General features: G+C 41.7%; 30 protein-coding genes and 1 other annotated feature. All 30 genes read left to right on the forward strand.

Features of this window, described 5'->3' with window-relative positions:
- Positions 1 to 2 precede the first annotated feature (2 nt).
- Positions 3 to 746, forward strand: coding sequence for a 23S rRNA (guanosine(2251)-2'-O)-methyltransferase RlmB (rlmB, locus tag ACQKFO_RS22635; protein WP_427601265.1), 744 nt, complete (start codon positions 3 to 5; stop codon positions 744 to 746).
- 6 nt (positions 747 to 752) lie between these two features.
- Positions 753 to 1262: an NYN domain-containing protein gene (locus ACQKFO_RS22640; RefSeq protein ID WP_427601267.1), complete on the forward strand. Its 510-nt coding sequence runs from the start codon at positions 753 to 755 to the stop codon at positions 1260 to 1262.
- Between the two features lie 77 nt (positions 1263 to 1339).
- Positions 1340 to 1984: an RNA polymerase sporulation sigma factor SigH gene (gene sigH, locus ACQKFO_RS22645; protein WP_374056919.1), complete on the forward strand. Its 645-nt coding sequence runs from the start codon at positions 1340 to 1342 to the stop codon at positions 1982 to 1984.
- Between the two features lie 72 nt (positions 1985 to 2056).
- Complete coding sequence (rpmG, locus tag ACQKFO_RS22650; RefSeq protein WP_079534455.1) at positions 2057 to 2203, forward strand: 50S ribosomal protein L33; 147 nt, start codon at positions 2057 to 2059, stop codon at positions 2201 to 2203.
- A 48-nt stretch (positions 2204 to 2251) separates the two neighbouring features.
- A complete protein-coding gene (gene secE, locus ACQKFO_RS22655) occupies positions 2252 to 2431 on the forward strand; it encodes a preprotein translocase subunit SecE (protein ID WP_044340513.1) in 180 nt (59 codons plus the stop codon).
- A gap of 169 nt (positions 2432 to 2600) precedes the next feature.
- On the forward strand, positions 2601 to 3134 hold the full coding sequence (gene nusG, locus ACQKFO_RS22660) for a transcription termination/antitermination protein NusG (RefSeq protein WP_098353402.1): 534 nt from the start codon (positions 2601 to 2603) through the stop codon (positions 3132 to 3134).
- Between the two features lie 175 nt (positions 3135 to 3309).
- On the forward strand, positions 3310 to 3735 hold the full coding sequence (gene rplK, locus ACQKFO_RS22665; RefSeq protein ID WP_032085258.1) for a 50S ribosomal protein L11: 426 nt from the start codon (positions 3310 to 3312) through the stop codon (positions 3733 to 3735).
- 74 nt (positions 3736 to 3809) lie between these two features.
- Positions 3810 to 4556: a 50S ribosomal protein L1 gene (gene rplA / locus ACQKFO_RS22670; RefSeq protein ID WP_282139298.1), complete on the forward strand. Its 747-nt coding sequence runs from the start codon at positions 3810 to 3812 to the stop codon at positions 4554 to 4556.
- Between the two features lie 51 nt (positions 4557 to 4607).
- Positions 4608 to 4752 (forward strand) — a sequence feature (ribosomal protein L10 leader region).
- Positions 4753 to 4794: 42 nt separating this feature from the next.
- Positions 4795 to 5295, forward strand: a complete 501-nt coding sequence (rplJ, locus tag ACQKFO_RS22675) for a 50S ribosomal protein L10 (protein ID WP_148971232.1) — start codon at positions 4795 to 4797, stop codon at positions 5293 to 5295.
- Positions 5296 to 5352: 57 nt separating this feature from the next.
- Entirely contained in the window at positions 5353 to 5712 is a 360-nt protein-coding gene (gene rplL, locus ACQKFO_RS22680) for a 50S ribosomal protein L7/L12 (RefSeq protein ID WP_148971233.1), read from the forward strand.
- A gap of 155 nt (positions 5713 to 5867) precedes the next feature.
- On the forward strand, positions 5868 to 6476 hold the full coding sequence (locus ACQKFO_RS22685; RefSeq protein WP_427601271.1) for a class I SAM-dependent methyltransferase: 609 nt from the start codon (positions 5868 to 5870) through the stop codon (positions 6474 to 6476).
- A 232-nt stretch (positions 6477 to 6708) separates the two neighbouring features.
- On the forward strand, positions 6709 to 10266 hold the full coding sequence (gene rpoB / locus ACQKFO_RS22690; protein ID WP_427601272.1) for a DNA-directed RNA polymerase subunit beta: 3558 nt from the start codon (positions 6709 to 6711) through the stop codon (positions 10264 to 10266).
- 51 nt (positions 10267 to 10317) lie between these two features.
- Positions 10318 to 13917 carry a DNA-directed RNA polymerase subunit beta' gene (gene rpoC / locus ACQKFO_RS22695; RefSeq protein WP_148971236.1) on the forward strand — a complete coding sequence of 1200 codons (3600 nt, stop codon included), beginning with the start codon at positions 10318 to 10320 and terminating at the stop codon, positions 13915 to 13917.
- Positions 13918 to 14077: 160 nt separating this feature from the next.
- On the forward strand, positions 14078 to 14326 hold the full coding sequence (locus tag ACQKFO_RS22700) for a 50S ribosomal protein L7ae-like protein (protein WP_148971237.1): 249 nt from the start codon (positions 14078 to 14080) through the stop codon (positions 14324 to 14326).
- 99 nt (positions 14327 to 14425) lie between these two features.
- Positions 14426 to 14848, forward strand: coding sequence for a 30S ribosomal protein S12 (gene rpsL, locus ACQKFO_RS22705; protein WP_032085266.1), 423 nt, complete (start codon positions 14426 to 14428; stop codon positions 14846 to 14848).
- A gap of 44 nt (positions 14849 to 14892) precedes the next feature.
- Entirely contained in the window at positions 14893 to 15363 is a 471-nt protein-coding gene (rpsG, locus tag ACQKFO_RS22710; RefSeq protein ID WP_034765993.1) for a 30S ribosomal protein S7, read from the forward strand.
- Between the two features lie 51 nt (positions 15364 to 15414).
- Entirely contained in the window at positions 15415 to 17493 is a 2079-nt protein-coding gene (gene fusA, locus ACQKFO_RS22715; protein ID WP_148971238.1) for an elongation factor G, read from the forward strand.
- A 129-nt stretch (positions 17494 to 17622) separates the two neighbouring features.
- On the forward strand, positions 17623 to 18813 hold the full coding sequence (gene tuf / locus ACQKFO_RS22720) for an elongation factor Tu (RefSeq protein ID WP_113970887.1): 1191 nt from the start codon (positions 17623 to 17625) through the stop codon (positions 18811 to 18813).
- A gap of 686 nt (positions 18814 to 19499) precedes the next feature.
- On the forward strand, positions 19500 to 19808 hold the full coding sequence (gene rpsJ / locus ACQKFO_RS22725; protein ID WP_007085291.1) for a 30S ribosomal protein S10: 309 nt from the start codon (positions 19500 to 19502) through the stop codon (positions 19806 to 19808).
- 35 nt (positions 19809 to 19843) lie between these two features.
- Complete coding sequence (rplC, locus tag ACQKFO_RS22730; RefSeq protein ID WP_148971239.1) at positions 19844 to 20473, forward strand: 50S ribosomal protein L3; 630 nt, start codon at positions 19844 to 19846, stop codon at positions 20471 to 20473.
- Positions 20474 to 20503: 30 nt separating this feature from the next.
- On the forward strand, positions 20504 to 21127 hold the full coding sequence (rplD, locus tag ACQKFO_RS22735; protein ID WP_148971240.1) for a 50S ribosomal protein L4: 624 nt from the start codon (positions 20504 to 20506) through the stop codon (positions 21125 to 21127).
- On the forward strand, positions 21127 to 21411 hold the full coding sequence (gene rplW / locus ACQKFO_RS22740) for a 50S ribosomal protein L23 (protein ID WP_058300085.1): 285 nt from the start codon (positions 21127 to 21129) through the stop codon (positions 21409 to 21411). Before rplD ends, rplW begins: the two co-directional genes overlap by 1 nt.
- Before the next feature lie 31 nt (positions 21412 to 21442).
- Positions 21443 to 22273 carry a 50S ribosomal protein L2 gene (rplB, locus tag ACQKFO_RS22745; protein ID WP_044340525.1) on the forward strand — a complete coding sequence of 277 codons (831 nt, stop codon included), beginning with the start codon at positions 21443 to 21445 and terminating at the stop codon, positions 22271 to 22273.
- Positions 22274 to 22333: 60 nt separating this feature from the next.
- Complete coding sequence (gene rpsS / locus ACQKFO_RS22750; RefSeq protein WP_148971241.1) at positions 22334 to 22612, forward strand: 30S ribosomal protein S19; 279 nt, start codon at positions 22334 to 22336, stop codon at positions 22610 to 22612.
- 19 nt (positions 22613 to 22631) lie between these two features.
- Positions 22632 to 22973: a 50S ribosomal protein L22 gene (rplV, locus tag ACQKFO_RS22755; RefSeq protein ID WP_034765976.1), complete on the forward strand. Its 342-nt coding sequence runs from the start codon at positions 22632 to 22634 to the stop codon at positions 22971 to 22973.
- A gap of 3 nt (positions 22974 to 22976) precedes the next feature.
- Positions 22977 to 23633: a 30S ribosomal protein S3 gene (gene rpsC, locus ACQKFO_RS22760; RefSeq protein WP_034765973.1), complete on the forward strand. Its 657-nt coding sequence runs from the start codon at positions 22977 to 22979 to the stop codon at positions 23631 to 23633.
- Between the two features lie 2 nt (positions 23634 to 23635).
- Positions 23636 to 24070 (forward strand): 50S ribosomal protein L16, encoded by a 435-nt coding sequence (rplP, locus tag ACQKFO_RS22765; RefSeq protein WP_044340527.1) that lies wholly within the window; start codon positions 23636 to 23638, stop codon positions 24068 to 24070.
- Positions 24060 to 24263 (forward strand): 50S ribosomal protein L29, encoded by a 204-nt coding sequence (gene rpmC, locus ACQKFO_RS22770; RefSeq protein WP_032085278.1) that lies wholly within the window; start codon positions 24060 to 24062, stop codon positions 24261 to 24263. The genes rplP and rpmC overlap by 11 nt, the downstream gene beginning before the upstream one ends.
- A gap of 20 nt (positions 24264 to 24283) precedes the next feature.
- Positions 24284 to 24547, forward strand: coding sequence for a 30S ribosomal protein S17 (gene rpsQ / locus ACQKFO_RS22775; protein WP_032085279.1), 264 nt, complete (start codon positions 24284 to 24286; stop codon positions 24545 to 24547).
- 44 nt (positions 24548 to 24591) lie between these two features.
- The gene (gene rplN, locus ACQKFO_RS22780) at positions 24592 to 24960 is read left to right on the forward strand and encodes a 50S ribosomal protein L14 (protein WP_032085280.1); all 369 of its coding nucleotides are present in this window, start codon (positions 24592 to 24594) and stop codon (positions 24958 to 24960) included.
- Positions 24961 to 24969 lie beyond the last annotated feature (9 nt).

Genomic DNA, 24969 nt, shown 5'->3' on the forward strand with positions numbered 1-24969 from the left:
AAATGAGTAAGGATTTTATCGGAGGAAGAAATCCGGTTATGGAAGCATTGAAGTCAGGAAGGGACATCAATAAGATTTGGATTGCAGAAGGTTCTCAGAAAGGCTCCATCCAGCAAATTGTTGGACTTGCCAAGGAATCGAATGTGATGGTTCAATACGTCCCGAAGAAAAAGATTGAACAAATGGTATCGGAAAATCATCAAGGGGTAGTGGCGTCTGTAGCTGCTTATCAGTATGCGGAAATCGATGATTTGTTTCACAGGGCCGAACAAAAAGGGGAAGATCCATTCATACTGATCCTGGATGAATTGGAGGATCCTCATAATCTGGGCTCGATCATGAGAACAGCGGATGCTGCAGGTGCCCATGGAGTCATCATCCCGAAGAGGAGGGCTGTGGGACTTACGTCAACGGTAGCGAAAGCTTCCACTGGGGCCATTGAGCACATTCCGGTTGCACGTGTAACCAACCTGTCGAGAGCGGTAGATGAACTGAAAGAACGTGGTGTATGGGTGGCAGGAACGGATGCGAAAGGTAAGCAGGATTTCCGCCAGTTGGATGGTACGCTGCCTATCGGCTTAATTATCGGAAGCGAAGGTAAAGGGATGAGCCGGATACTGAGAGACAAATGTGATTTCCTTGTTCAGCTGCCAATGATCGGTCATGTTACATCATTAAACGCTTCGGTGGCAGCTAGTATTTTAATGTATGAGGTCTATCGTAAACGCCACCCGTTGGGAGAATAGAGAGAGATGGATATTCTCCTTGTGGACGGCTATAACATAATCGGTGCATGGTCAGAGCTGAATGAGTTGAAACATAAGGATTTGGCCGCAGCGAGAGATCGCCTTGTAGAGCTGATGGCAGAATATCAAGGATATACGGGCTACCGCGTCATTGTCGTGTTTGACGCTTATTACGTTCAGGGAATTGCCCGTAAATATAGAAATTATAAGGTGGAAGTCATTTTCACGAAAGAAAATGAAACAGCCGATGAACGAATTGAAAAATTAGCCATTGAGTTAAGCAATATTAAAACTCAAATTCATGTAGCGACTTCCGATTTCACGGAGCAATGGGCGATCTTTGGTCAGGGAGCCCTCCGTAAATCAGCAAGGGAGCTTCTGACGGAAGTAGAAGTCATCGAAAAAAAGATCGAAAGAAAAGTACGGAATTCAAGTGATAAAAGGCCGGCTTCCAAGATCCAATTATCAGATGAAGTTGCTGAAATTTTCGAAAAATGGCGCCGCGGTGAACAATGAGAGGTTGACGATTGAATTTTCTGTAATGTATAATATTTCTATCTATTGTTTTGCGCGGGGGGATGTGTGTGAGCAATATCACCAGGACAGAAGCATTTGATAATCGATTAGAAGGCATGGATGATGAAGAGATAATAGAAGCCGTCCATCAGGGTCACAGCGAAGCGTTAGATTTTTTAATCAGGAAATATCGTAATTTTGTAAGAGCGAAAGCCCGCTCGTATTTTCTAATTGGGGCAGATAAGGAAGATATCGTCCAGGAGGGTATGATTGGATTATACAAAGCGATCCGTGATTATAAGGAGGACAAGCTGACTTCTTTTAAAGCGTTTGCAGAGCTTTGTATCACAAGACAAATCATTACAGCCATCAAGACAGCCACGAGACAGAAGCATATACCGTTGAATTCTTATGTTTCATTGGATAAGCCCATTTATGATGACGAGTCAGACCGAACGCTCTTAGATGTTATTTCAGGTGCGAAAGTAATGGATCCGGAAGCGCTAATTATCAATCGTGAAGAATTCGATAATATGGAAGACAAGATGGCTCAGTTATTAAGTGATCTTGAGAGGAAAGTCCTGGCTCTTTATTTAGACGGGCAATCCTATCAGGAGATCTCTGAAGAACTGAACCGCCATGTGAAATCCATCGACAATGCCTTGCAACGAGTGAAGAGAAAGCTCGAACGATACTTGGAAGTTCGCGAAATAACGATGTAAAGTCATATTGACACAAATTGGTGGTCGTGTTATTTTTGATAGGACTTACTATGTATAGTATAGGTGGAATATATGACTACTAAATTAATACTTGCTTGTACGGTGTGTGGTTCCAGGAATTATAGTGTACCGGGTAATCGTAATCAAGCAGTTCGATTAGAATTAAAGAAATTCTGTAATACATGTAATGCTCACACCCTACACAAAGAAACAAAATAGTGGAGCACCAAGTCTTGCGTATTGATATTAGTTGGAGGTTACAAACGGATGTTTAAATTCTTTCGCAATGTTGCATCAGAAATGAGAAAGGTCAGCTGGCCTAAACGTAAAGAGTTAACACGCTATACGATTACCGTTATTACAACAGTGGTATTTGTTGCCCTTTTCTTTGCTGTCATTGACCTGGGCATCTCAGAACTTATGCGATTGATCATTGGTTCTAAGTAAGAGAAACATAGAATTAGTTGTATATATACCGTGAAAGCATGGTATAATGAATATTAATAGAGTACATGACCTTAGAGCCCGTTATCTTTTTACGGGTTTTTTCATTTGGAGAAAAAGGCGAAAGAGTATTCTTAAATAGCGAGGAGGGACGGACGTTTAGTCCTATTAAATGGAGAAGAATTGGTATGTAGTTCATACTTATTCAGGATACGAGAATAAGGTTAAAGCAAACCTTGAGAAACGTGTTGAAACGATGGGGATGCAAGACAAAATCTTCCGCGTGATCGTACCTGAAGAAGAAGAAACAGATTTTAAGAACGGTAAGAAGAAAGTCGTTAAGAAGAAAGTATTCCCTGGTTACGTGATTGTTGAAATCGTCATGACGGATGATTCCTGGTATGTCGTACGTAATACACCTGGAGTTACCGGATTTGTCGGTTCATCGGGATCCGGATCAAAGCCTACTCCGTTACTGCCGGAAGAAGTAACAAATCTTCTGAAACAAATGGGCATGACAGAGAAAAAGGTAGAAATCGACTTCGAATTAGGAGAAACAGTAAAGGTAAACGAAGGTCCGTTTGCAAACTTCACTGGCTCGATCGAAGAGATAGATAATGCGAAAGCAAAAGTGAAAGTCCATGTTAATATGTTTGGCCGAGATACCCCGGTAGAACTGGATTTCTCTCAAATTGATAAATTATAATGGAAAAGAACTTGAAATCATTCTGAAAAAATGGTACTATTTCATAAGTCAGTGCGTCTCCACAAAGAGATACTGAAACTAATAGACGTTCTTTATGTTGATAAAGACATTTTTTACATGAGTGGGAGGGTGAAAAACCCAATAACCACATCACGGACTTAAGGAGGTGTGTCTCGTGGCTAAAAAAGTTATCAAAATGGTTAAATTGCAGATTCCTGCCGGTAAAGCTAATCCAGCTCCACCAGTTGGTCCTGCACTAGGTCAAGCAGGTGTTAACATCATGGGATTCTGTAAGGAATTCAATGCTCGTACAGCAGATCAAGCTGGCTTAATCATTCCTGTTGAAATTACGGTATTTGAAGACCGTTCATTTACATTCATCACAAAAACTCCACCCGCTGCAGTTTTACTTAAAAAAGCAGCTGGTATCGAGTCTGGTTCAGGCGAACCAAACAGCAAGAAAGTGGCAACACTTAAACGCGACAAAGTACGTGAAATTGCTGAAACAAAAATGCCTGACTTAAATGCAGCTAGTGTTGAATCAGCTATGCGCATGGTAGAAGGAACTGCGCGCAGCATGGGTATCGTCATCGAAGACTAATCCCTGCTTCGTTAAAGGTCCTGTTGAACGAGGTTGCGATGATGAAATGTACGTTTCACTCGCAACCTTATTTCGTGGGAGGTTATTCCGCTAAAACCACATATAGGAGGAAATATAAAATGGCAAAAAAAGGTAAAAAGTTTCTTGAAGCTCAAAAGCTTGTAGATCGTACTACAGCTTACTCAGTTGAAGAAGCAATCGAACTAGTTAAGAAAACAAACTTCGCTAAGTTTGACGCAACGATCGAAGTAGCGTTCCGCTTAGGTGTAGATACTCGTAAAAACGACCAGCAAATCCGTGGAGCAGTTGTACTTCCACACGGAACTGGTAAAACTCAAAAAGTTCTTGTATTCGCTAAAGGCGATAAAGCAAAAGAAGCAGAAGCTGCTGGCGCTGATTTCGTAGGTGATGCAGAACTAATCAACAAAATCAACCAAGGTTGGTTCGAGTTCGACGTAATCGTAGCAACTCCGGACATGATGGGTGAAGTTGGTAAACTTGGTCGTGTATTAGGGCCTAAAGGTTTAATGCCAAACCCTAAAACTGGAACAGTTACATTCGACGTAACAAAAGCTGTTAATGAAATCAAAGCTGGTAAAGTTGAATACCGTGCTGACAAATCAGGTAACGTTCACGTTCCTGTTGGAAAGATTTCATTCGACAACGACAAGCTTGTTGAAAACTTTGCTACAATGTATGAAACAATGCTTAAAGTTAAACCTGCTGCTGCAAAAGGAACTTACATGAAAAACGTTTCTGTAACTTCCACTATGGGACCTGGCGTTAAAGTCGATCCTTCATCTTTCGCAGTTAAGGCATAATTTGGTATTGACTTACTAGGGACTAGTGATTATAATTAGTTCTGTTGTTAAAAAACGAATACATTTGTACCGTAGACAGTAGGTGCTCGTTAAGAGCTTAATGCCCTGCCGAGGTAATTGCGATAAAATAACCGCTTATAGCGTGTTTGCAATGCCCTTATGTCTACCTTGATATAAGGGCATTTTTTATTGGATGACGGTATAAATGTTCATCAGTCAATCTACAGGAGGTGTAATGATGAGCAGCATTCTAGAACAAAAGAAACATATCGTTGGAGAAATCTCTGACAAGCTAAAAAACAGCGTATCAACAATCGTTGTAGATTACCGCGGTCTTGATGTTTCCGAAGTAACTGAGCTTCGTAAACAACTCCGTGAAGCTGGCATCGACTTCAAAGTGTACAAAAACACTATGGTACGTCGTGCGGCTGAAGAAGCTGGTCTTGAAGGGTTAAACGAATTCCTAACTGGTCCTAACGCAATCGCGTTCAGCAGTGAAGAAGTAGTTGCACCTGCAAAGATTCTTAACAGCTTTGCTAAAGAACACGAAGCGCTTGAAATTAAAGCGGGTGTCATCGAAGGAACAATCACTTCAGTTGAGGATGTTAAAGCAATCGCTGAACTTCCAAGCCGCGAAGGACTTCTTTCTATGCTACTCAGCGTGCTTCAAGCACCAATGCGCAACTTCGCATTGGCAACAAAAGCCGTTGCAGATCAAAAAGAAGAGCAAGGCGCGTAAGTTAAAGCAAGTCGTTTAAATAAAAATTAAGCACACATTACAAGGAGGAAATTTAAAATGAGTAAAGAGCAAATCATTGACGCGATTAAAGAAATGTCAGTTCTTGAATTAAATGATCTAGTTAAAGCAATCGAAGAAGAATTCGGAGTAACTGCTGCTGCACCTGTAGCTGTAGCTGCTGGTGGCGGAGAAGCTGCTGCAGAAAAAACTGAATTCGACGTAATCCTTGAGAGCGCTGGATCTCAAAAAATCAAAGTTATCAAAGTTGTTCGTGAAATCACAGGTCTTGGCCTTAAAGAAGCGAAAGAAGTTGTTGATAACACTCCAAAAGCTCTTAAAGAAGGTATTTCTAAAGAGGAAGCTGAAGAACTTAAAGCTAAACTTGAAGAAGTTGGAGCTGGCGTAGAAGTTAAGTAATGATTGTATAGATGAAAAGCTCGCTATATTTGGCGGGCTTTTTTCTTGTCTGGCTTCTAACAGATATAAACATGGATGTTTATCGTCGGTTATATTCAGTTCTGTTGGGAATGATGATTACTGGACGATATGTAAGAATGGATGGAGATGATATAATGACCAATCACTATTATTCTCATAACCCCGATGTAGAGAGTAACCCCCAAACGATCACCTTCGAGTTGAGAGGGCATACCTTCCGTTTCAAAACGGATCAAGGTGTTTTCTCGAAGAAGGAGGTTGACTTTGGTTCAAGAGCTTTGATTGAAACGTTTGAATTGCCTGGCGTAACGGGTCCGTTACTGGATGTCGGTTGTGGGTATGGTCCAATCGGTTTGTCTTTAGCGAAAGAAAATGATGATCGTACGGTTCATATGATTGATGTAAATGAGAGGGCGTTGTCTTTAGCGAAAGAAAATGCTAGAGAGAATAAAGTTCAAAACGTGAGCATCTATCAAAGTGACCGATATACGAATGTCGTTGAAACGGAATTTGCGGCCATATTAACTAATCCGCCGATAAGAGCAGGGAAAGAAACGGTTCATTCGATACTTGAGAATAGTTATGACTACCTGAAGGGAAATGGTGAACTGTGGGTCGTTATTCAGAAGAAACAAGGTGCTCCGTCTGCCATGGATAAAATGGAAGAATTGTTTTCAAATGTAGAAATTGTCACTAGAAAAAAGGGATACTACATCTTGAAATCGGTAAAAGAAATCCGTTGACGTAGCTTTACTGCTATGATAACATTATAAAATGCAAAAATATTATTTTCCGGTATTATGTCCATATGTATACATATTGGATAAATTGGAAAAGATTATAAAATAATAGTTCGTCATTTGAAAATGAGGTTTTATCATTAAAACCCTTTTTCTTTTTGTCTTGTGTAGAGTAGCATTCCTACTTGAAGGCATATAGACACAACCAAAACGCTTGATTTGAGGGGTGAATCAGTTGACAGGTCAACTAGTTCAGTATGGACGACACCGCCAACGCAGAAGTTTTGCGCGTATCAGTGAAGTTTTAGAATTACCGAATTTAATCGAAATTCAAACTTCCTCGTATCAATGGTTTCTTGATGAGGGGTTAAGAGAAATGTTCCGTGACATTTCTCCGATTGAGGACTTCACTGGTAATCTCTCTTTGGAATTTATTGATTATAGTCTGGGAGAGCCAAAGTACTCGGTGGAAGAATCAAAGGAAAGAGATGTTACTTACTCTGCACCGCTTAGAGTGAAAGTCCGTCTTGTGAACAAAGAAACAGGAGAAGTAAAAGATCAAGACGTATTTATGGGTGACTTCCCGTTAATGACAGACACAGGTACTTTTGTCATTAATGGTGCTGAGCGCGTTATCGTATCTCAGCTAGTACGTTCACCTAGTGTTTACTTTAGCGGAAAAGTAGATAAGAACGGAAAGAAAGGGTTTACTGCTACCGTTATACCAAACCGCGGAGCTTGGCTTGAGTATGAAACAGATGCGAAAGATGTTGTATATGTGCGAATTGATCGAACTCGCAAACTACCGGTAACGGTTCTTTTACGTGCCCTTGGGTTTGGCTCTGATCAAGAAATCATCGATTTGATCGGTGATAATGAGTACATTCGTAACACGCTCGAGAAAGACAACACGGAAGGTATCGACAAGGCATTGCTCGAGATTTACGAGCGTCTGCGTCCAGGAGAGCCTCCTACAGTAGAAAATGCTAAAAGTTTACTCGTTTCTCGTTTCTTTGATCCTAAGCGTTATGACTTAGCAAACGTTGGACGTTACAAAATGAACAAAAAGCTTCACATTAAGAACCGTTTATTCGGTCAAACTCTAGCAGAAACTCTAGCAGATCCGGAAACGGGTGAGATTCTGGCGGAGAAAGGCACGGTTCTTGATCGTCGCGCTCTGGATAAGGTTATTCCTTATCTAGAAAATGGCATCGGGTTTAAAAACTACCAACAGTCTGGTGGCGTGTTAGAAGAAGACGTCGTTCTTCAATCTATCAAAATCTATTCTCCTAACGAAGAGGGAGAATTTGAGATTAATGTCATCAGCAATGCGTATGTTGAAGAAGAGGTTAAGTATATTACACCTGCAGACATCATCTCTTCTATTTCTTACTTCTTTAACTTATTACACGGAGTAGGACTAACAGATGATATTGACCACTTAGGTAACCGTCGATTACGTTCGGTAGGTGAATTGCTTCAAAACCAATTCCGCATCGGTTTATCACGTATGGAGCGTGTAGTTCGTGAAAGAATGTCCATTCAGGACACAAACACGATCACGCCTCAACAACTGATCAACATCCGTCCTGTAATCGCATCAATTAAAGAGTTCTTTGGAAGCTCTCAATTGTCTCAATTTATGGATCAAACGAATCCTCTTGCAGAATTAACGCACAAACGTCGTCTTTCTGCTTTAGGACCTGGTGGATTAACACGTGAACGTGCTGGATTCGAAGTACGTGACGTACATTACTCCCACTATGGTCGTATGTGTCCGATTGAAACGCCTGAGGGACCAAACATCGGACTGATCAACTCACTTTCTTCTTTTGCGAAAGTGAATAAATTCGGCTTTATTGAAACGCCGTATCGTCGTGTCGACCCTGATTCAGGGAAAGTAACCGATCGTATCGATTACTTGACGGCAGACGAAGAAGATAACTATGTAGTGGCACAAGCTAACGCACGTCTTGGTGAAGACGGAGCATTCCTTGATGAAGAAGTCATCGCTCGTTTCCGTGGTGAAAACACGGTTATCAAGCGTGAACGTCTGGACTACATGGATGTATCTCCTAAACAAGTAGTATCAGCTGCGACAGCATGTATTCCTTTCTTAGAGAACGATGACTCTAACCGTGCTCTTATGGGAGCGAACATGCAGCGTCAAGCAGTACCCCTAATGAATCCGGAATCACCGATCGTCGGAACAGGTATGGAACACGTATCTGCTAAAGACTCTGGTGCAGCTGTGATTTGTAAATATGAAGGTATTGTGGAAAAAGTTGAAGCGAAACAAGTTTGGGTGCGTCGTGTGAAAGAAATCGACGGTCAAGAAGTAAAAGGTGACCTCGATAAGTATCGTATGCAAAAATTCATCCGTTCTAACCAGGGTACATGTTACAACCAGCGTCCGATCGTAAGTGAAGGCGACCGTGTAGTCAAAGGAGAAATCCTTGCTGATGGTCCTTCAATGGAAAAAGGAGAACTCGCCTTAGGACGTAACGTAATGGTTGGATTCATGACTTGGGACGGTTACAACTATGAAGATGCGATCATCATGAGTGAACGTCTTGTAAAAGACGATGTATATACTTCAATTCATATTGAAGAATATGAGTCTGAATCTCGTGATACGAAATTGGGACCTGAAGAAATCACTCGTGATATTCCAAACGTTGGTGAAGATGCACTTCGCAATCTTGATGAGCGTGGAATCATCCGCATCGGTGCTGAAGTGAAAGATGGCGACTTACTTGTAGGTAAAGTAACGCCTAAAGGTGTCACAGAGTTGACTGCTGAAGAACGCTTATTACATGCAATCTTCGGTGAGAAAGCTCGTGAAGTCCGGGATACTTCTCTTCGTGTACCACATGGTGGCGGAGGGATCATCCTCGATGTCAAAGTCTTCAATCGTGAAGACGGCGATGAATTACCACCAGGTGTAAACCAGCTTGTACGTGTATACATCGTTCAGAAGCGTAAGATTTCTGAAGGTGACAAAATGGCTGGTCGTCACGGTAACAAAGGTGTTATCTCAAGGATCCTTCCTGAAGAAGACATGCCGTTCTTGCCGGACGGTACACCGATCGATATCATGCTGAACCCATTAGGGGTACCATCACGTATGAATATCGGTCAGGTGCTTGAACTTCACTTGGGAATGGCCGCAAGATATCTTGGTGTACATGTCGCTTCACCGGTATTTGATGGAGCACGTGAAGAAGACGTATGGGCAACCATCGAAGAAGCCGGTATGGCACGTGATGCGAAAACCGTTCTTTATGATGGTAGAACAGGCGAACCGTTTGATAACCGTGTATCAGTGGGAATCATGTATATGATCAAACTTGCTCACATGGTTGATGACAAACTTCACGCACGTTCAACAGGTCCTTACTCACTTGTTACGCAGCAGCCACTCGGAGGTAAAGCTCAATTCGGTGGACAGCGTTTCGGTGAGATGGAGGTATGGGCACTTGAAGCTTATGGTGCTGCGTACACTCTACAAGAAATTCTAACGGTTAAGTCTGATGATGTTGTGGGTCGTGTGAAAACATACGAAGCCATTGTCAAAGGTGAAAACGTTCCTGAACCGGGAGTTCCGGAATCATTCAAGGTTCTGATCAAAGAGCTTCAAAGTTTAGGTATGGATGTTAAGATCCTCTCTAGTAACGAAGAAGAAATTGAAATGCGTGACTTAGAGGACGAAGAAGAAGTACAACAAGCAGACACGCTAAATATCTCTGAATCTAATGCACAAGAATCCGAGACAGTAGGGTCAAAAGAATAAATTTAGAGCAATTAGGGTTAGAGCCTGTAGATTAAAAGGGAGGTAGGCCCCTTGCTAGATGTAAATAATTTTGAGTATATGAAAATTGGTTTAGCTTCCCCCGATAAGATCCGTTCGTGGTCTTTCGGGGAGGTTAAAAAACCTGAAACGATTAACTATCGTACATTAAAACCTGAAAAAGATGGTTTATTCTGTGAGCGTATCTTCGGTCCTACGAAGGACTGGGAATGTCACTGTGGAAAATACAAGCGCGTCCGCTATAAAGGCGTCGTTTGTGACCGCTGTGGTGTTGAAGTAACAAAGGCTAAAGTTCGCCGTGAACGTATGGGTCACATTGAACTGGCTGCCCCTGTATCCCACATCTGGTACTTCAAAGGAATTCCAAGCCGTATGGGACTTGTTTTAGACATGTCTCCACGTGCTTTGGAAGAAGTTATTTACTTCGCTTCCTATGTCGTAACGGAACCGGGTGACACGGCTCTGGAAAGAAAGCAACTTCTTTCTGAGAAAGAGTACCGTGCGTATCGTGAGAAATACGGAGTTAAATTCCAGGCTGCAATGGGGGCTGAAGCGATTAAAAAGCTTCTTCAAGACATTGACCTGGATAAAGAAGCTGATTTCCTTAAAGAAGAATTGAAAACAGCTCAAGGTCAACGCCGTACCCGTGCAATCAAACGTTTAGAAGTAGTGGAATCCTTCAGAAACTCAGGAAATGATCCGGATTGGATGATTCTTGATGTACTGCCTGTCATTCCTCCAGAGCTTCGTCCGATGGTTCAACTTGACGGTGGACGCTTTGCAACTTCTGACTTAAATGATTTATACCGTCGTGTTATTAACCGTAATAACCGTTTGAAACGTTTGTTGGACCTTGGTGCTCCAAGCATCATCGTTCAAAACGAGAAGCGTATGCTTCAAGAAGCGGTCGACGCTTTAATTGATAATGGCCGCCGCGGACGTCCAGTTACTGGACCAGGTAACCGTCCATTAAAATCCCTTTCACACATGCTTAAAGGGAAGCAAGGTCGTTTCCGTCAGAACCTTCTTGGTAAACGTGTTGACTATTCTGGTCGTTCTGTAATCGTCGTTGGACCTAACCTTAAGATGTATCAATGTGGTCTTCCTAAAGAAATGGCTCTTGAGTTATTCAAGCCATTCGTTATGAAAGAACTTGTTGAAAAAGGATTGGCTCACAACATTAAGAGTGCAAAACGCAAGATCGAACGCGTACAACCGGAAGTATGGGACGTATTAGAAGGGGTCATTAAAGAACATCCAGTTCTCTTAAACCGTGCACCTACTCTTCACAGACTTGGTATTCAAGCATTTGAACCAACTCTTGTCGAAGGTAGAGCGATCCGTCTTCATCCACTTGTATGTACTGCATACAACGCGGATTTCGATGGTGACCAAATGGCGGTTCACGTGCCTTTATCTTCCGAAGCACAAGCTGAAGCACGCATGCTGATGCTTGCTGCCCAAAACATCCTTAATCCGAAAGACGGTAAGCCAGTTGTTACTCCGTCCCAGGATATGGTATTAGGTAACTATTACCTGACACTTGAGCGTGAAAATGCTGTTGGTGAAGGTATGATCTTCAATGATGCAAATGAAGTCATTCTAGCTTATCAAAATGGTTATGTACATTTGCATACCCGTATAGCGATCCATGCCAGCACCATCAACAACAAAACGTTCACAGAGAAGCAAAACAAACAATTATTATTAACTACGGTAGGTAAAGTAATCTTTAACGAGATCTTACCGGATACATTCCCGTTCATTAACGAACCAACAAGAACGAACTTGGAAGTAGCTACTCCTGAGAACTACTTTGTTGATCCGTCAACGGACGTCAAAGAGGTATTCCAAAACCGTGAGTTAATCAACCCGTTCAAAAAAGGATTCTTAGGGAATATCATTGCGGAAGTATTCAAGAAGTTTGCTATCACTGAAACGTCTCGTATGCTTGATAAGATGAAAGACTTAGGATTCAAATACTCTACCAAAGCCGGTATTACGGTTGGTATCGCAGATATCGTCGTACTAGCGGAAAAAGAAGAAATCTTAATCGAAGCACAAAGTAAAGTCGACAACGTATTAAAACAATTTAAACGTGGTCTTATTACAGAAGATGAAAGATACGATCGTGTTATCTCAATCTGGAGTGCTGCGAAAGATACTATCCAAGGTAAATTGATGGCGACACTGGATAAACGCAACCCAATCTTCATGATGAGTGATTCAGGTGCCCGTGGTAACGCATCTAACTTCACTCAGCTTGCTGGTATGCGTGGACTGATGGCCAACCCGGCTGGTCGTATCATTGAGTTACCGATCAAATCAAGTTTCCGTGAAGGTTTAACGGTTCTTGAGTACTTTATCTCTACACATGGTGCCCGTAAAGGTCTTGCCGATACAGCACTGAAAACAGCTGACTCAGGTTACCTGACACGTCGTCTTGTTGATGTGGCCCAGGATGTAATCGTTCGTGAAGAGGACTGTGGAACGGACAGAGGCCTACTTGTAGGATCTATTAAAGAGGGTACAGAAATCATCGAACCTCTTGAAGAACGTTTACTTGGTCGTTATTCACGTAAAACATTACGTCATCCTGAGACAGATGAAATCATCATCACAGAAAATCAGCTGATCACAGAAGACTTAGCTAAGACGATCATTGATGCTGGTGTCGAACATGTTTCGATCCGTTCTGCATTCACATGTAACACTAGACATGGTGTATGTGAGAAATGTTACGGAACGAACTTGGCAACAGGACAAAAAGTCGAAGTAGGGGAAGCTGTTGGGATCATCGCTGCTCAATCCATCGGGGAACCGGGTACACAGTTAACGATGCGTACGTTCCATACCGGTGGGGTTGCAGGAGACGATATCACTCAAGGTTTACCGCGTATCCAAGAAATCTTCGAAGCGCGTAATCCTAAAGGTCAAGCCGTTATTTCTGAAATCGATGGTGTCATTACTTCCATCAGTGAAGGAAAAGATCGTCAGTACGAAATTACCGTTCAAGGTGATGTGGAAACGAGAAGTTACACAGCTCCTTACACAGCCCGCTTGAAATTCGCTGTGAATGATAAAGTAGTACGCGGTCAGGAAATCACTGAAGGTTCAATCGATCCAAAAGAACTTCTTAAAGTGCGTGATGTGTCAGCCGTTCAAGAATACTTGCTGCGTGAGGTACAAAAAGTATACCGTATGCAAGGGGTTGAAATCGGCGACAAACACGTTGAGGTTATGGTTCGTCAAATGCTACGCAAGGTTCGTGTTATTGATGCGGGTGAATCTGAGGTACTGCCAGGTACACTTATGGATATCCATCAATTCAGAGATGCGAATGAAAAAGCTCTATTTGGCGGGAAGCTTCCGGCAACAGGACGTCCTGTACTGCTCGGAATCACCAAAGCTTCACTTGAAACGGACTCCTTCTTATCAGCAGCATCGTTCCAGGAAACAACTCGTGTGTTAACGGACGCTGCCATTAAAGGAAAACGTGATGAGTTACTTGGATTGAAAGAAAATGTTATCATCGGTAAATTGGTTCCTGCCGGTACAGGTATGCAACGTTACCGCAAGGCAGAGCCGGTATTAGCAGAAGATACTAGTGAAGAAACAGTAACAGTAGAGTAATCTATTTAGGCTAACTCTTAGGCGCGTTTGATTGCTCAAACACAAGCTCTAAGAGTTAGCTTTTATAAATCTTTTAAATCTATGTTGACATAGAGATTTTAAGATGATAATATATTCAAGGTTGCTCCTATTAATAACCTGTTACTTTGGAGGATATGAAATGTCTTATGAAAAAGTAGCGCAGGCTAAAGAAATTATTGTAGGAACAAAGCAAGCAGTGAAAGCTCTAAAAACAGGTCATGTACTAGAAGTTGTTATTGCGGAGGATGCTGATCCCAAAGTTACAGCCAAAGTAGTTCAGGCCGCTATTGATCTTAAAGTACCGGTTAACAAAGTGGACTCTATGAAGAAACTTGGAAAATCGTGCGGAATAGATGTTGGAGCAGCAGCTGTTGCGATTATACAGTAAAATAGTTTTTGTAGAAGCTATCTGCAAAAACTTTACTTTTACCCAAAAAAGAACCACCTGGATGTGTGGGCTTACCAAATAAGAAGGGAGGAAAACAAAATGCCAACTATTAACCAATTAGTTCGCAAGCCTCGTCAGTCTAAATCAACTAAATCAAAGTCACCTGCACTTAACAAAGGTTATAACAGCTTTAAGAAAGTGCACACTAACTTGTCTTCTCCACAAAAACGTGGTGTATGTACTCGTGTTGGTACTATGACTCCAAAGAAACCGAACTCGGCGCTACGTAAATATGCTCGTGTTCGTTTGACAAATGGAATCGAGGTTACTGCTTACATTCCTGGTATCGGACATAACCTTCAAGAACACAGTGTTGTTCTTATCCGTGGAGGACGTGTAAAGGATTTACCGGGGGTACGTTATCACATCGTACGTGGTGCGCTTGATACAGCTGGAGTTGAAGGCCGTATGCAAGGACGTTCTAAATACGGAACTAAGCGCCCTAAAGCAGCTAAAAAATAATAAAAAAACTATAAATTCATTTCTCGTTGAAAGGAGGAAATCACATGCCACGTAAAGGTCCTGTAGCAAAAAGAGACGTTTTACCTGATCCAATGTACAATTCTAAATTAGTTACTCGTTTAATCAACAAAATCATGATTGACGGTAAAAGAGGTAAAGCTCAAAAGAAATTATACGCAGCGTTTGATATCATTAGCGAGCGTTCAGGTAAAGATGCAATGGAAGTATTCGATGCAGCTTTGAAAAATATCATGCCGGTATTGGAAGTAAAAGCTCGTCGTGTTGGTGGTTCAAACTATCAAGTACCTGTAGAGGTACGTCCAGAGCGTCGTACTACATTAGGTCTTCGTTGGTTAGTAAACTACTCTCGTCTTCGCGGTGAGAAGACAATGGAAGAGCGTTTAGCTAACGAAATCCTTGATGCAGCTAATAACACTGGAGCTTCTGTTAAGAAGCGTGAAGATACACACAAGATGGCTGAAGCGAACAAAGCGTTTGCTCACTATCGTTGGTAATCTGATCTTAAACAAACTAATCATTCTCATATAAGGAAGGAGAAAGACCGCATGCCTAGAGAGTTCTCCTTAGAAAACACTCGTAATATCGGTATCATGGCTCACATCGATGCTGGTAAAACAACTGCAACTGAGCGTATCCTATTTTATACAGGTCGTATCCATAAAATTGGAGAAACTCACGAAGGTGCTTCTCAAATGGACTGGATGGAGCAAGAGCAAGAACGTGGTATCACTATCACTTCTGCTGCGACAACAGCTCAATGGAAAGGCCATCGTATTAACATCATCGATACACCGGGACACGTAGACTTCACTGTTGAAGTTGAGCGTTCATTGCGTGTACTTGATGGTGCAGTAGCAGTACTTGATGCTCAATCTGGTGTTGAGCCTCAAACTGAAACTGTTTGGCGCCAAGCAACAACTTACGGGGTTCCCCGTGTTGTGTTCGTTAATAAAATGGACAAAATCGGTGCTGACTTCCTTTACTCTGTTGGGACACTTCATGAACGTTTACAAGCGAATGCGCATCCTATTCAGCTTCCAATCGGAGCTGAGGATGATTTCGAAGGTATCATCGACTTAGTAGAAATGAAAGCTTACTTCTATGAAGATGACCTTGGAACGCGTGCAGAAGCTCGTGACATTCCTGAAGAGTACAAAGATCAAGCTGATGAATACCGCGGCAAGTTAATTGAAGCTGTTTCTGAACTTGATGAAGAGCTTATGATGAAGTACTTAGAAGGTGAAGAGCTTTCTAACGAAGAAATCAAAGCTGCTATCCGTGCGGCTACACTGACTGTTGAGTTCTACCCGGTAGTTTGTGGATCTGCATTTAAAAACAAAGGGGTTCAATTATTAATTGACTCAGTTATCGACTATCTTCCAGCGCCAACAGACGTTGAAGATATCAAAGGTTTTGTTCCTGATACAGAAGAAGAAGTAACTCGTCCATCAGCTGACGATGCGCCATTCTCTGCATTAGCGTTCAAAGTTGCAACTGACCCTTATGTTGGTAAATTAACATTCTTCCGTGTGTACTCAGGAACATTAGATTCTGGTTCATACGTAAGAAACTCTTCTAAAGGTAAACGTGAGCGCGTAGGACGTATCCTGCAAATGCACGCTAACTCCCGTGAAGAGATCTCTACTGTATACGCTGGAGACATTGCAGCAGCTGTTGGTCTTAAAGATACTTCTACTGGAGATACACTATGTGATGAAAAGAGTCTTGTTATTCTTGAATCAATGGTATTCCCAGAGCCGGTTATCTCTCTATCTGTTGAGCCTAAGTCAAAGGCTGACCAAGATAAAATGACTACTGCTCTACAAAAACTTCAAGAGGAAGATCCAACATTCCGTGCGCATACTGATCAGGAAACTGGACAGGTTATCATCGCAGGTATGGGTGAGCTTCACTTAGATATCATCGTTGACCGTATGAAACGTGAATTCAAAGTAGAAGCAAACGTAGGAGCTCCTCAGGTATCTTACCGTGAGACTTTCCGTGATACGGCTAAAGTTGAAGGTAAGTTTGCCCGTCAATCTGGTGGACGTGGACAATTCGGACACGTTTGGATCGAATTCTCACCTAACGAAGAAGGTAAAGGATTCGAATTCGAGAACGGTATCGTCGGTGGTGTTGTTCCTCGTGAATACATCCCTGCAGTACAAGCCGGTCTATCTGACGCTTTAGAAAATGGTGTCTTAGCTGGTTTCCCACTTGTTGATGTTAAAGCAAGATTATTCGATGGTTCATACCATGACGTTGACTCCTCTGAGATGGCGTTCAAAATCGCTGCATCAATGGCACTTAAGAATGCTGCTTCTAAATGTAAGCCGGTAATCCTTGAGCCAATGATGAAGGTAGAGGTTGTTATCCCTGAGGAATACCTTGGAGATATCATGGGTGATGTAACTTCTCGTCGTGGACGTGTAGAAGGTATGGAAGCACGCGGTAACGCTCAAGTCGTTAAAGCGTTCGTACCTCTATCAGAAATGTTTGGATATGCAACTTCCCTTCGTTCTAACACACAAGGACGTGGAACATACTCCATGCACTTCGATCACTATGAAGAAGTACCTAAATCGATTTCTGAAGAAATCATCAAAAAAAATAAAGGTGAATAATTGATTTATTCGCTTTTATAAAGTATAAATACTAATGTAAGCAATTGTTGTGTCAGAGATGGTTTTTTAGCTATCTCTGAGGCACCCAAAATATACTTATTTTCTTTAAAATCAAAGGAGGATTTTCAAATGGGTAAGGAAAAATTTGATCGTTCCAAGCAACATGCGAATATCGGTACAATCGGTCACGTTGACCACGGTAAAACAACTCTAACAGCTGCAATCACAACTACACTTCACAAGAAGTATGGTCGTGGAACTGCAATGGCATATGACCAAATCGATGGTGCTCCAGAAGAAAGAGAGCGTGGAATCACAATCTCTACTGCACACGTTGAGTACGAAACTGATACTCGTCACTATGCACACGTTGACTGCCCAGGACATGCTGACTATGTTAAAAACATGATCACTGGTGCTGCACAAATGGATGGTGGGATCCTAGTAGTTTCTGCTGCTGACGGCCCAATGCCACAAACTCGTGAGCACATCCTTCTTTCTCGTCAAGTAGGTGTTCCATACCTAGTTGTATTCATGAACAAATGTGATATGGTAGACGACGAAGAGCTACTTGAATTAGTAGAAATGGAAGTACGTGACCTTCTTTCTGAGTACGATTTCCCTGGCGATGACGTACCAGTAATCAAAGGTTCTGCTCTTAAAGCTCTTGAAGGAGAAGCTGAGTGGGAAGAGAAAATCTACGAACTAATGGAAGCTGTAGATAGCTACATCCCAACTCCAGAGCGTGACACTGAAAAGCCATTCATGATGCCTGTTGAGGATGTATTCTCAATCACAGGTCGTGGTACAGTTGCTACTGGTCGTGTTGAGCGTGGACAAGTTAAAGTTGGAGACACTATCGACATCATCGGTCTTTCTGAAGAGCCAAAATCTACAACTGTAACAGGTGTAGAAATGTTCCGTAAGCTTCTTGACTATGCTGAAGCTGGAGACAACATCGGTGCACTACTTCGTGGTGTAGCTCGTGAAGATATCCAACGTGGACAAGTACTTGCTAAGCCAGGTACAATCACTCCACACACAAAGTTCAAAGCAGAAGTTTATGTTCTTTCTAAAGAAGAGGGTGGACGTCACACTCCATTCTTCACTAACTACCGCCCACAGTTCTACTTCCGTACAACTGACGTAACTGGTATCTGTAACCTTCCTGAAGGTGTTGAAATGGTTATGCCTGGCGATAACATCGAAATGACTGTTGAGCTTATCGCTCCAATCGCTATCGAAGAAGGTACTAAGTTCTCTATCCGTGAGGGTGGACGTACTGTAGGTGCTGGAGTAGTAGCTACAATCACTGAGTAATCATTGATATCAAAAACAGATGGACATCATGTCCATCTGTTTTTTTTTGTGTGAATTTCTTTATAAATGTTTTGTATATATAAGGACAAGATAGAAGTCTTGACGAGTTTCTTCTATATAAGATGAGATTGTGCAAATTTATAAAGCTTCTATACTTTATGAAGTACTAGCTTACTTTAGATTATCAAATCACACTGTTTATGAAGCGTGATTTTAATATGGTTGAGATCTTCATCCATATATATTTGAAAAAATCTAAGTTGATTGTAGCGGAGGGATGCTCAACTCACGCCCCGCGGAAAGCGAGCATCCCGGAGCGGAAATCAACAAGCACTTACTCTTGAAGAAATATTATAACTAAGGACTATACAAGAATGATTAATAGTTCACTTTGGATTAAATTACTTTAATCCATTCACATTGTTATATTAAATATTGTGAAAATACCACATAACCTTGAAAATACCACGGTTCGTTTGTATAATAGAGAAAGTGTGCAAAACATAAAGAATTTGCAAGAAACAGTTGCATCTTCTAGGTGTTTTAGTTATAATAGACAATGTTGGTCTTTGACTGCGATGAAACAGAAGGTTGCTGACACACACGGCCGCTTTGCCATGGCGAGTGTGTGGGAAATTTCTGTGGAGAATGTCTATTCAAAAATAGGCGATAAAGGAGGGAAAATAATGGCAAAACAAAAGATTCGTATCCGTTTAAAGGCTTATGATCACAGAATTCTTGATCAATCAGCTGAGAAAATTGTTGAAACAGCAAAACGTTCTGGTGCGGCGGTTTCTGGACCGATCCCACTACCGACTGAAAAGTCTGTTTACACAATCTTACGTGCTGTGCACAAATACAAAGATTCTCGTGAGCAATTCGAAATGCGTACTCATAAACGCTTAATCGACATTGTAAACCCAACACCTCAAACAGTTGATGCGCTTATGCGTTTAGACTTACCATCAGGTGTAGATATCGAAATCAAACTTTAATTCATAAAAACCATAATTATTAGGAGGTGTGACTTATGACCAAAGGAATCTTAGGAAGAAAGATTGGTATGACTCAAGTTTTTGCTGAAAACGGTGATCTTATCCCTGTAACTGTTATCGAAGCTGCTCAAAACGTGGTACTTCAAAAGAAATCTATCGATGTTGATGGCTACGAAGCTATCCAAGTAGGTTTTGAAGACAAACGTGAAAAGCTTTCTAACAAACCAGAGAGAGGCCACGTTGCTAAAGCTGAAACTGCTCCTAAGCGCTTCATCCGTGAAATCCGCGGTGTAAACGTAGAAGAGTACGAAGTTGGTCAAGAAGTCAAAGTTGATATTTTCGCAGCAGGCGAAATCGTAGATGTAACAGGAGTTTCAAAAGGTAAAGGATTCCAAGGTGCTATCAAGCGTCATAACCAATCCCGCGGACCTATGTCCCATGGTTCTCGTTACCACCGTCGTCCTGGTTCAATGGGTCCTGTTGATCCAAACCGTGTATTCAAAGGTAAATTACTACCTGGACGTATGGGCGGAGAGCAAATTACAATTCAAAACCTTGAAATTGTAAAAGTTGATGCAGATCGTAACCTTATCTTAGTTAAAGGTAATGTACCTGGACCTAAGAAACAACTGATCAAAGTAAAGTCAGCTATTAAAGCAAACTAATAGAACTTTTCAAGAAAGGAGGAAACAAGAATGCCGAAAGTAGCATTATTTAACCAAAGCGGTTCTAAAGTTGGTGATATCGAACTTAATGACACTGTTTTTGGTATCGAACCAAACAAACATGTAATGTTTGAAGCAGTATTGATGCAAAGAGCTTCTTTACGTCAAGGGAATCACAAAGTAAAAAATCGTTCTGAAGTACGTGGCGGTGGGCGTAAGCCTTGGCGTCAAAAAGGAACTGGCCGTGCTCGTCAAGGGTCAATCCGTTCTCCACAATGGCGCGGTGGTGGTACTGTATTTGGACCAGTTCCACGCAGCTACAGCTACAAACTTCCAAAGAAGGTTCGTCGCTTAGCGATCAAATCTGCTCTTTCTTCTAAAGTAGTAGAAGAAAACATCTTAGTATTAGAAGCATTATCATTCGATGCTCCTAAAACAAAAGAATTTGCTAACGTTCTTAAAGGTCTATCTGTTGATTCTAAAACATTAGTAATCACTGATGGCATCGACGAAAACGTAGCACTTTCAGCTCGTAACATCCCTGGTGTAACTGTAGTTCCTGCTGATGGAATTAGCGTTCTGGATGTATTAGGACACGACAAACTAGTGATCACTAAATCAGCTGTTGAAAAAGTAGAGGAGGTGCTTGCATAATGGATGTACGTGAAATCATTAAGCGCCCCGTAATTACAGAGGCTTCAACTGATCTTATGTCTGAGAAAAAGTATACTTTCGAAGTTGATACTAGAGCTAACAAAACTCAAGTAAAAGACGCTGTTGAAGAAATCTTTGACGTGAAAGTAGATAAAGTTAACATCATGAACTACAAAGGTAAGTTCAAACGTATGGGTAAACACGCTGGTTACACTAACAAGCGTCGTAAAGCAATCGTTAAGCTTACTGCTGATAGTAAAGAAATCGAATTCTTTGAAGTATAAAATTCTTTAATTAAGAAGAGGAGGGAAAAACATGGCGATTAAAAAGTATAAACCTACCTCTAATGGTCGTCGCGGCATGACTAGTTCTGATTTCGCTGAAATCACTACAGATTCTCCGGAAAAGTCACTTTTAGCACCCCTACACAAAAAGGGTGGCCGTAACAACCAAGGTAAGTTAACAGTTCGTCATCAAGGTGGCGGTCATAAGCGCCAATACCGTATCATCGATTTTAAACGTGAAAAAGATGGTATACCTGGACGCGTTGCTACGATCGAATACGATCCAAACCGCTCAGCAAACATTGCACTAATTAACTACGCTGATGGGGAAAAACGTTACATTCTTGCACCGAAAACAATCGAAGTAGGTATGGAAGTAATGTCTGGACCTGAAGCAGATATCAAAGTGGGTAACGCATTACCACTTATCAACATCCCAGTTGGTACAATCGTACACAATATCGAACTTAAACCAGGTAAGGGTGGCCAGTTAGTACGTTCTGCTGGAACATCTGCTCAAGTACTTGGTAAAGAAGGTAAATATGTACTTGTACGTCTTAACTCTGGTGAAACTCGTATGATTCTATCTGCTTGTCGTGCTACTGTAGGTCAAGTTGGAAATGAACAACACGAACTTATCAACATTGGTAAAGCCGGACGTTCTCGTTGGTTAGGTAAACGCCCAACAGTTCGTGGTTCTGTAATGAACCCTAACGATCACCCACACGGTGGTGGTGAAGGACGCGCTCCAATCGGACGTAAATCACCAATGTCTCCATGGGGGAAACCTACTCTTGGATACAAGACACGTAAGAAAAACAACAAATCTGATAAATTTATTGTGCGTCGTCGCAAAAAATAACGGGATTGTACTACGGTTCCTGAAAAGAGCCGTAGATCAATCACGAAGGGAGGTTCAAACATGGGTCGTAGCTTAAAAAAAGGACCTTTTGTTGATGATCATTTAATGAGTAAGGTTGAGAAATTGAACGAAACTGAAGGCAAACAAGTTGTTAAAACTTGGTCTCGTCGCTCAACGATCTTCCCAGCATTCATCGGTCACACTATCGCAGTTTACGATGGTCGTAAACATGTACCTGTATACGTCACTGAAGACATGGTAGGACACAAGCTTGGTGAATTCGCACCATCTCGTACTTACAAAGGTCATGCAAGTGATGATAAGAAAACAAGACGCTAATTGAGAGGAGGGTATCCTAATGCAAGCAAAAGCTGTTGCAAGAACAGTACGTATTGCTCCTCGTAAAGTACGTTTAGTCGTTGATCTAATCCGAGGTAAGCAAGTTGGAGAAGCGGTTGCTATCTTAAAGCATACACCTAAAGCTGCTTCACCAGTAATCGAAAAAGTACTTAAGTCTGCTATTGCGAACGCAGAGCACAACTTTGACATGGATATTAATAGCCTAGTGGTAACTGAGGCTTATGTAAATGAAGGACCAACACTTAAACGTTTCCGTCCTCGTGCGATGGGACGTGCAAGTCAAATTAACAAACGTACAAGTCACATTACACTTGTCGTATCAGAAAAGAAGGAGGGATAAGCTGTGGGTCAAAAAGTACATCCGGTCGGACTTCGTGTCGGTATAATCCGTGATTGGGAATCTAAATGGTACGCAGATAAAGATTACGCCAATCTTTTACACGAAGACATTAAAGTACGTGAATATATTGCAAAACGTTTAGTAGACGCTTCAGTTTCTAAAGTTGAAATCGAGCGCGCTGCAAATCGTATTAACATTACTGTTCATACAGCTAAGCCTGGTATGGTTATCGGTAAAGGTGGTACAGAAGTTGAAGCTCTTCGTAAAGCACTTAACGAACTTACTTCAAAACGTGTACACATCAACATCGTTGAAATCAAAAGAGCTGACGTTGATGCTAAACTAGTAGCAGAAAACATCGCTCGTCAATTAGAAAACCGTGTTTCTTTCCGTCGTGCTCAAAAGCAATCAATCCAACGTGCTATGCGTGCTGGAGCAAAAGGAATCAAAACACAAGTATCTGGTCGTTTAGGCGGAGCAGATATCGCTCGTGCAGAACATTACAGTGAAGGTACTGTTCCACTTCATACACTACGCGCTGACATTGACTATGCTCATGCAGAAGCTGACACAACTTATGGTAAGCTTGGCGTTAAAGTATGGATCTACCGTGGAGAAGTTCTTCCTACAAGAAAGAAATCTGAGGAAGGAGGCAAATAATTATGTTATTACCTAAACGCGTTAAACATCGTCGCGAACACCGCGGAAAAATGCGTGGACGTGCTAAAGGCGGTCAAGAGGTAGCGTTCGGTGAATACGGTTTACAAGCAGTGGAAGCTTCTTGGATCACAAACCGTCAAATCGAGGCAGCTCGTATCGCTATGACTCGTTACATGAAACGTGGCGGTAAAGTATGGATTAAAATCTTCCCTCATAAACCTTACACTGCAAAACCTTTAGAAGTACGTATGGGTTCAGGTAAAGGTGCTCCAGAAGGTTGGGTAGCAGTAGTTAAGCCTGGAAAAATCATGTTTGAAATCGCTGGTGTGTCTGAAGAGGTAGCTCGTGAAGCACTTCGTCTAGCATCACACAAACTTCCAATCAAAACGAAGTTTGTAAAACGTGAGGAAATTGGTGGTGAATCAAATGAAAACTAATGAAATTCGTGACCTAACCACTGCTGAAATTGAACAAAAAGTAAAGACTCTGAAAGAAGAGTTATTTAACCTTCGCTTCCAACTTGCGACTGGGCAATTAGAAAATACAGCTCGCATCCGTGAAGTCCGCAAAGGGATCGCTCGTATGAAAACTGTAATCCGTGAAAGAGAGATCGGGGTTAACAATCGATAAATGAGAGGAGGTTTGCTTAAATGAGTGACCGCAACCAACGTAAGGTATACACTGGCCGTGTTGTTTCCGACAAAATGGATAAAACAGTAACGGTTATGGTAGAAACTTATAAAAAGCATTCTCTATACGGCAAGCGCGTTAAGTACTCTAAGAAGTTTAAAACTCATGATGAGAACAACGAAGCAAAAGTAGGCGATATCGTACGTATCATGGAGACTCGTCCACTATCTGCTACAAAACGTTTCCGTTTAGTAGAAGTTGTTGAAAAAGCAGTTATTATCTAATATATTTGTTCGGATATCTTATATTCCGAAGGGAGGTTACCTACATGATTCAACAAGAATCACGTTTAAAAGTTGCTGACAACTCTGGTGCTCGTGAAGTATTAACTATCAAAGTGCTTGGTGGTTCTGGACGCAAAACAGCTAACATCGGTGATGTTATCGTGTGTACAGTAAAACAAGCAACACCAGGTGGCGTTGTTAAAAAAGGTGACGTAGTAAAAGCGGTTGTTGTACGTACTAAATCTGGTGTACGTCGTCAAGACGGTACTTACATTAAGTTCGACGAGAACGCTTGTGTAATTATCCGTGACGATAAGGGACCACGTGGAACTCGTATCTTCGGACCTGTTGCTCGCGAACTACGTGACAGCAACTTTATGAAAATTGTATCTTTAGCTCCAGAAGTTCTTTAATAGATATTT

The sequence above is a fragment of the Rossellomorea sp. NPDC071047 genome (assembly GCF_050270195.1).
Taxonomy (GTDB): Bacteria; Bacillota; Bacilli; order Bacillales; family Bacillaceae_B; genus Rossellomorea.

What these genes read in the sequence shown, in the direction of transcription:
- ACQKFO_RS22700 (WP_148971237.1), top strand. Translation starts at nt 14,078, where the DNA reads ATGTCTTATGAAAAAGTAGCGCAGGCTAAAGAAATTATTGTAGGAACA.
- rpsQ (WP_032085279.1), top strand. Translation starts at nt 24,284, where the DNA reads ATGAGTGACCGCAACCAACGTAAGGTATACACTGGCCGTGTTGTTTCC.
- ACQKFO_RS22640 (WP_427601267.1), top strand. Translation starts at nt 753, where the DNA reads ATGGATATTCTCCTTGTGGACGGCTATAACATAATCGGTGCATGGTCA.
- rplL (WP_148971233.1), top strand. Translation starts at nt 5,353, where the DNA reads ATGAGTAAAGAGCAAATCATTGACGCGATTAAAGAAATGTCAGTTCTT.
- rpsG (WP_034765993.1), top strand. Translation starts at nt 14,893, where the DNA reads ATGCCACGTAAAGGTCCTGTAGCAAAAAGAGACGTTTTACCTGATCCA.
- rplC (WP_148971239.1), top strand. Translation starts at nt 19,844, where the DNA reads ATGACCAAAGGAATCTTAGGAAGAAAGATTGGTATGACTCAAGTTTTT.
- rplB (WP_044340525.1), top strand. Translation starts at nt 21,443, where the DNA reads ATGGCGATTAAAAAGTATAAACCTACCTCTAATGGTCGTCGCGGCATG.
- ACQKFO_RS22685 (WP_427601271.1), top strand. Translation starts at nt 5,868, where the DNA reads ATGACCAATCACTATTATTCTCATAACCCCGATGTAGAGAGTAACCCC.
- rplW (WP_058300085.1), top strand. Translation starts at nt 21,127, where the DNA reads ATGGATGTACGTGAAATCATTAAGCGCCCCGTAATTACAGAGGCTTCA.
- rplV (WP_034765976.1), top strand. Translation starts at nt 22,632, where the DNA reads ATGCAAGCAAAAGCTGTTGCAAGAACAGTACGTATTGCTCCTCGTAAA.
- rlmB (WP_427601265.1), top strand. Translation starts at nt 3, where the DNA reads ATGAGTAAGGATTTTATCGGAGGAAGAAATCCGGTTATGGAAGCATTG.
- tuf (WP_113970887.1), top strand. Translation starts at nt 17,623, where the DNA reads ATGGGTAAGGAAAAATTTGATCGTTCCAAGCAACATGCGAATATCGGT.
- rplN (WP_032085280.1), top strand. Translation starts at nt 24,592, where the DNA reads ATGATTCAACAAGAATCACGTTTAAAAGTTGCTGACAACTCTGGTGCT.
- rplD (WP_148971240.1), top strand. Translation starts at nt 20,504, where the DNA reads ATGCCGAAAGTAGCATTATTTAACCAAAGCGGTTCTAAAGTTGGTGAT.
- rpsS (WP_148971241.1), top strand. Translation starts at nt 22,334, where the DNA reads ATGGGTCGTAGCTTAAAAAAAGGACCTTTTGTTGATGATCATTTAATG.
- rpsJ (WP_007085291.1), top strand. Translation starts at nt 19,500, where the DNA reads ATGGCAAAACAAAAGATTCGTATCCGTTTAAAGGCTTATGATCACAGA.
- secE (WP_044340513.1), top strand. Translation starts at nt 2,252, where the DNA reads ATGTTTAAATTCTTTCGCAATGTTGCATCAGAAATGAGAAAGGTCAGC.
- rplP (WP_044340527.1), top strand. Translation starts at nt 23,636, where the DNA reads ATGTTATTACCTAAACGCGTTAAACATCGTCGCGAACACCGCGGAAAA.
- fusA (WP_148971238.1), top strand. Translation starts at nt 15,415, where the DNA reads ATGCCTAGAGAGTTCTCCTTAGAAAACACTCGTAATATCGGTATCATG.
- nusG (WP_098353402.1), top strand. Translation starts at nt 2,601, where the DNA reads ATGGAGAAGAATTGGTATGTAGTTCATACTTATTCAGGATACGAGAAT.
- rpmC (WP_032085278.1), top strand. Translation starts at nt 24,060, where the DNA reads ATGAAAACTAATGAAATTCGTGACCTAACCACTGCTGAAATTGAACAA.
- rpsL (WP_032085266.1), top strand. Translation starts at nt 14,426, where the DNA reads ATGCCAACTATTAACCAATTAGTTCGCAAGCCTCGTCAGTCTAAATCA.
- rplJ (WP_148971232.1), top strand. Translation starts at nt 4,795, where the DNA reads ATGAGCAGCATTCTAGAACAAAAGAAACATATCGTTGGAGAAATCTCT.
- rpmG (WP_079534455.1), top strand. Translation starts at nt 2,057, where the DNA reads ATGACTACTAAATTAATACTTGCTTGTACGGTGTGTGGTTCCAGGAAT.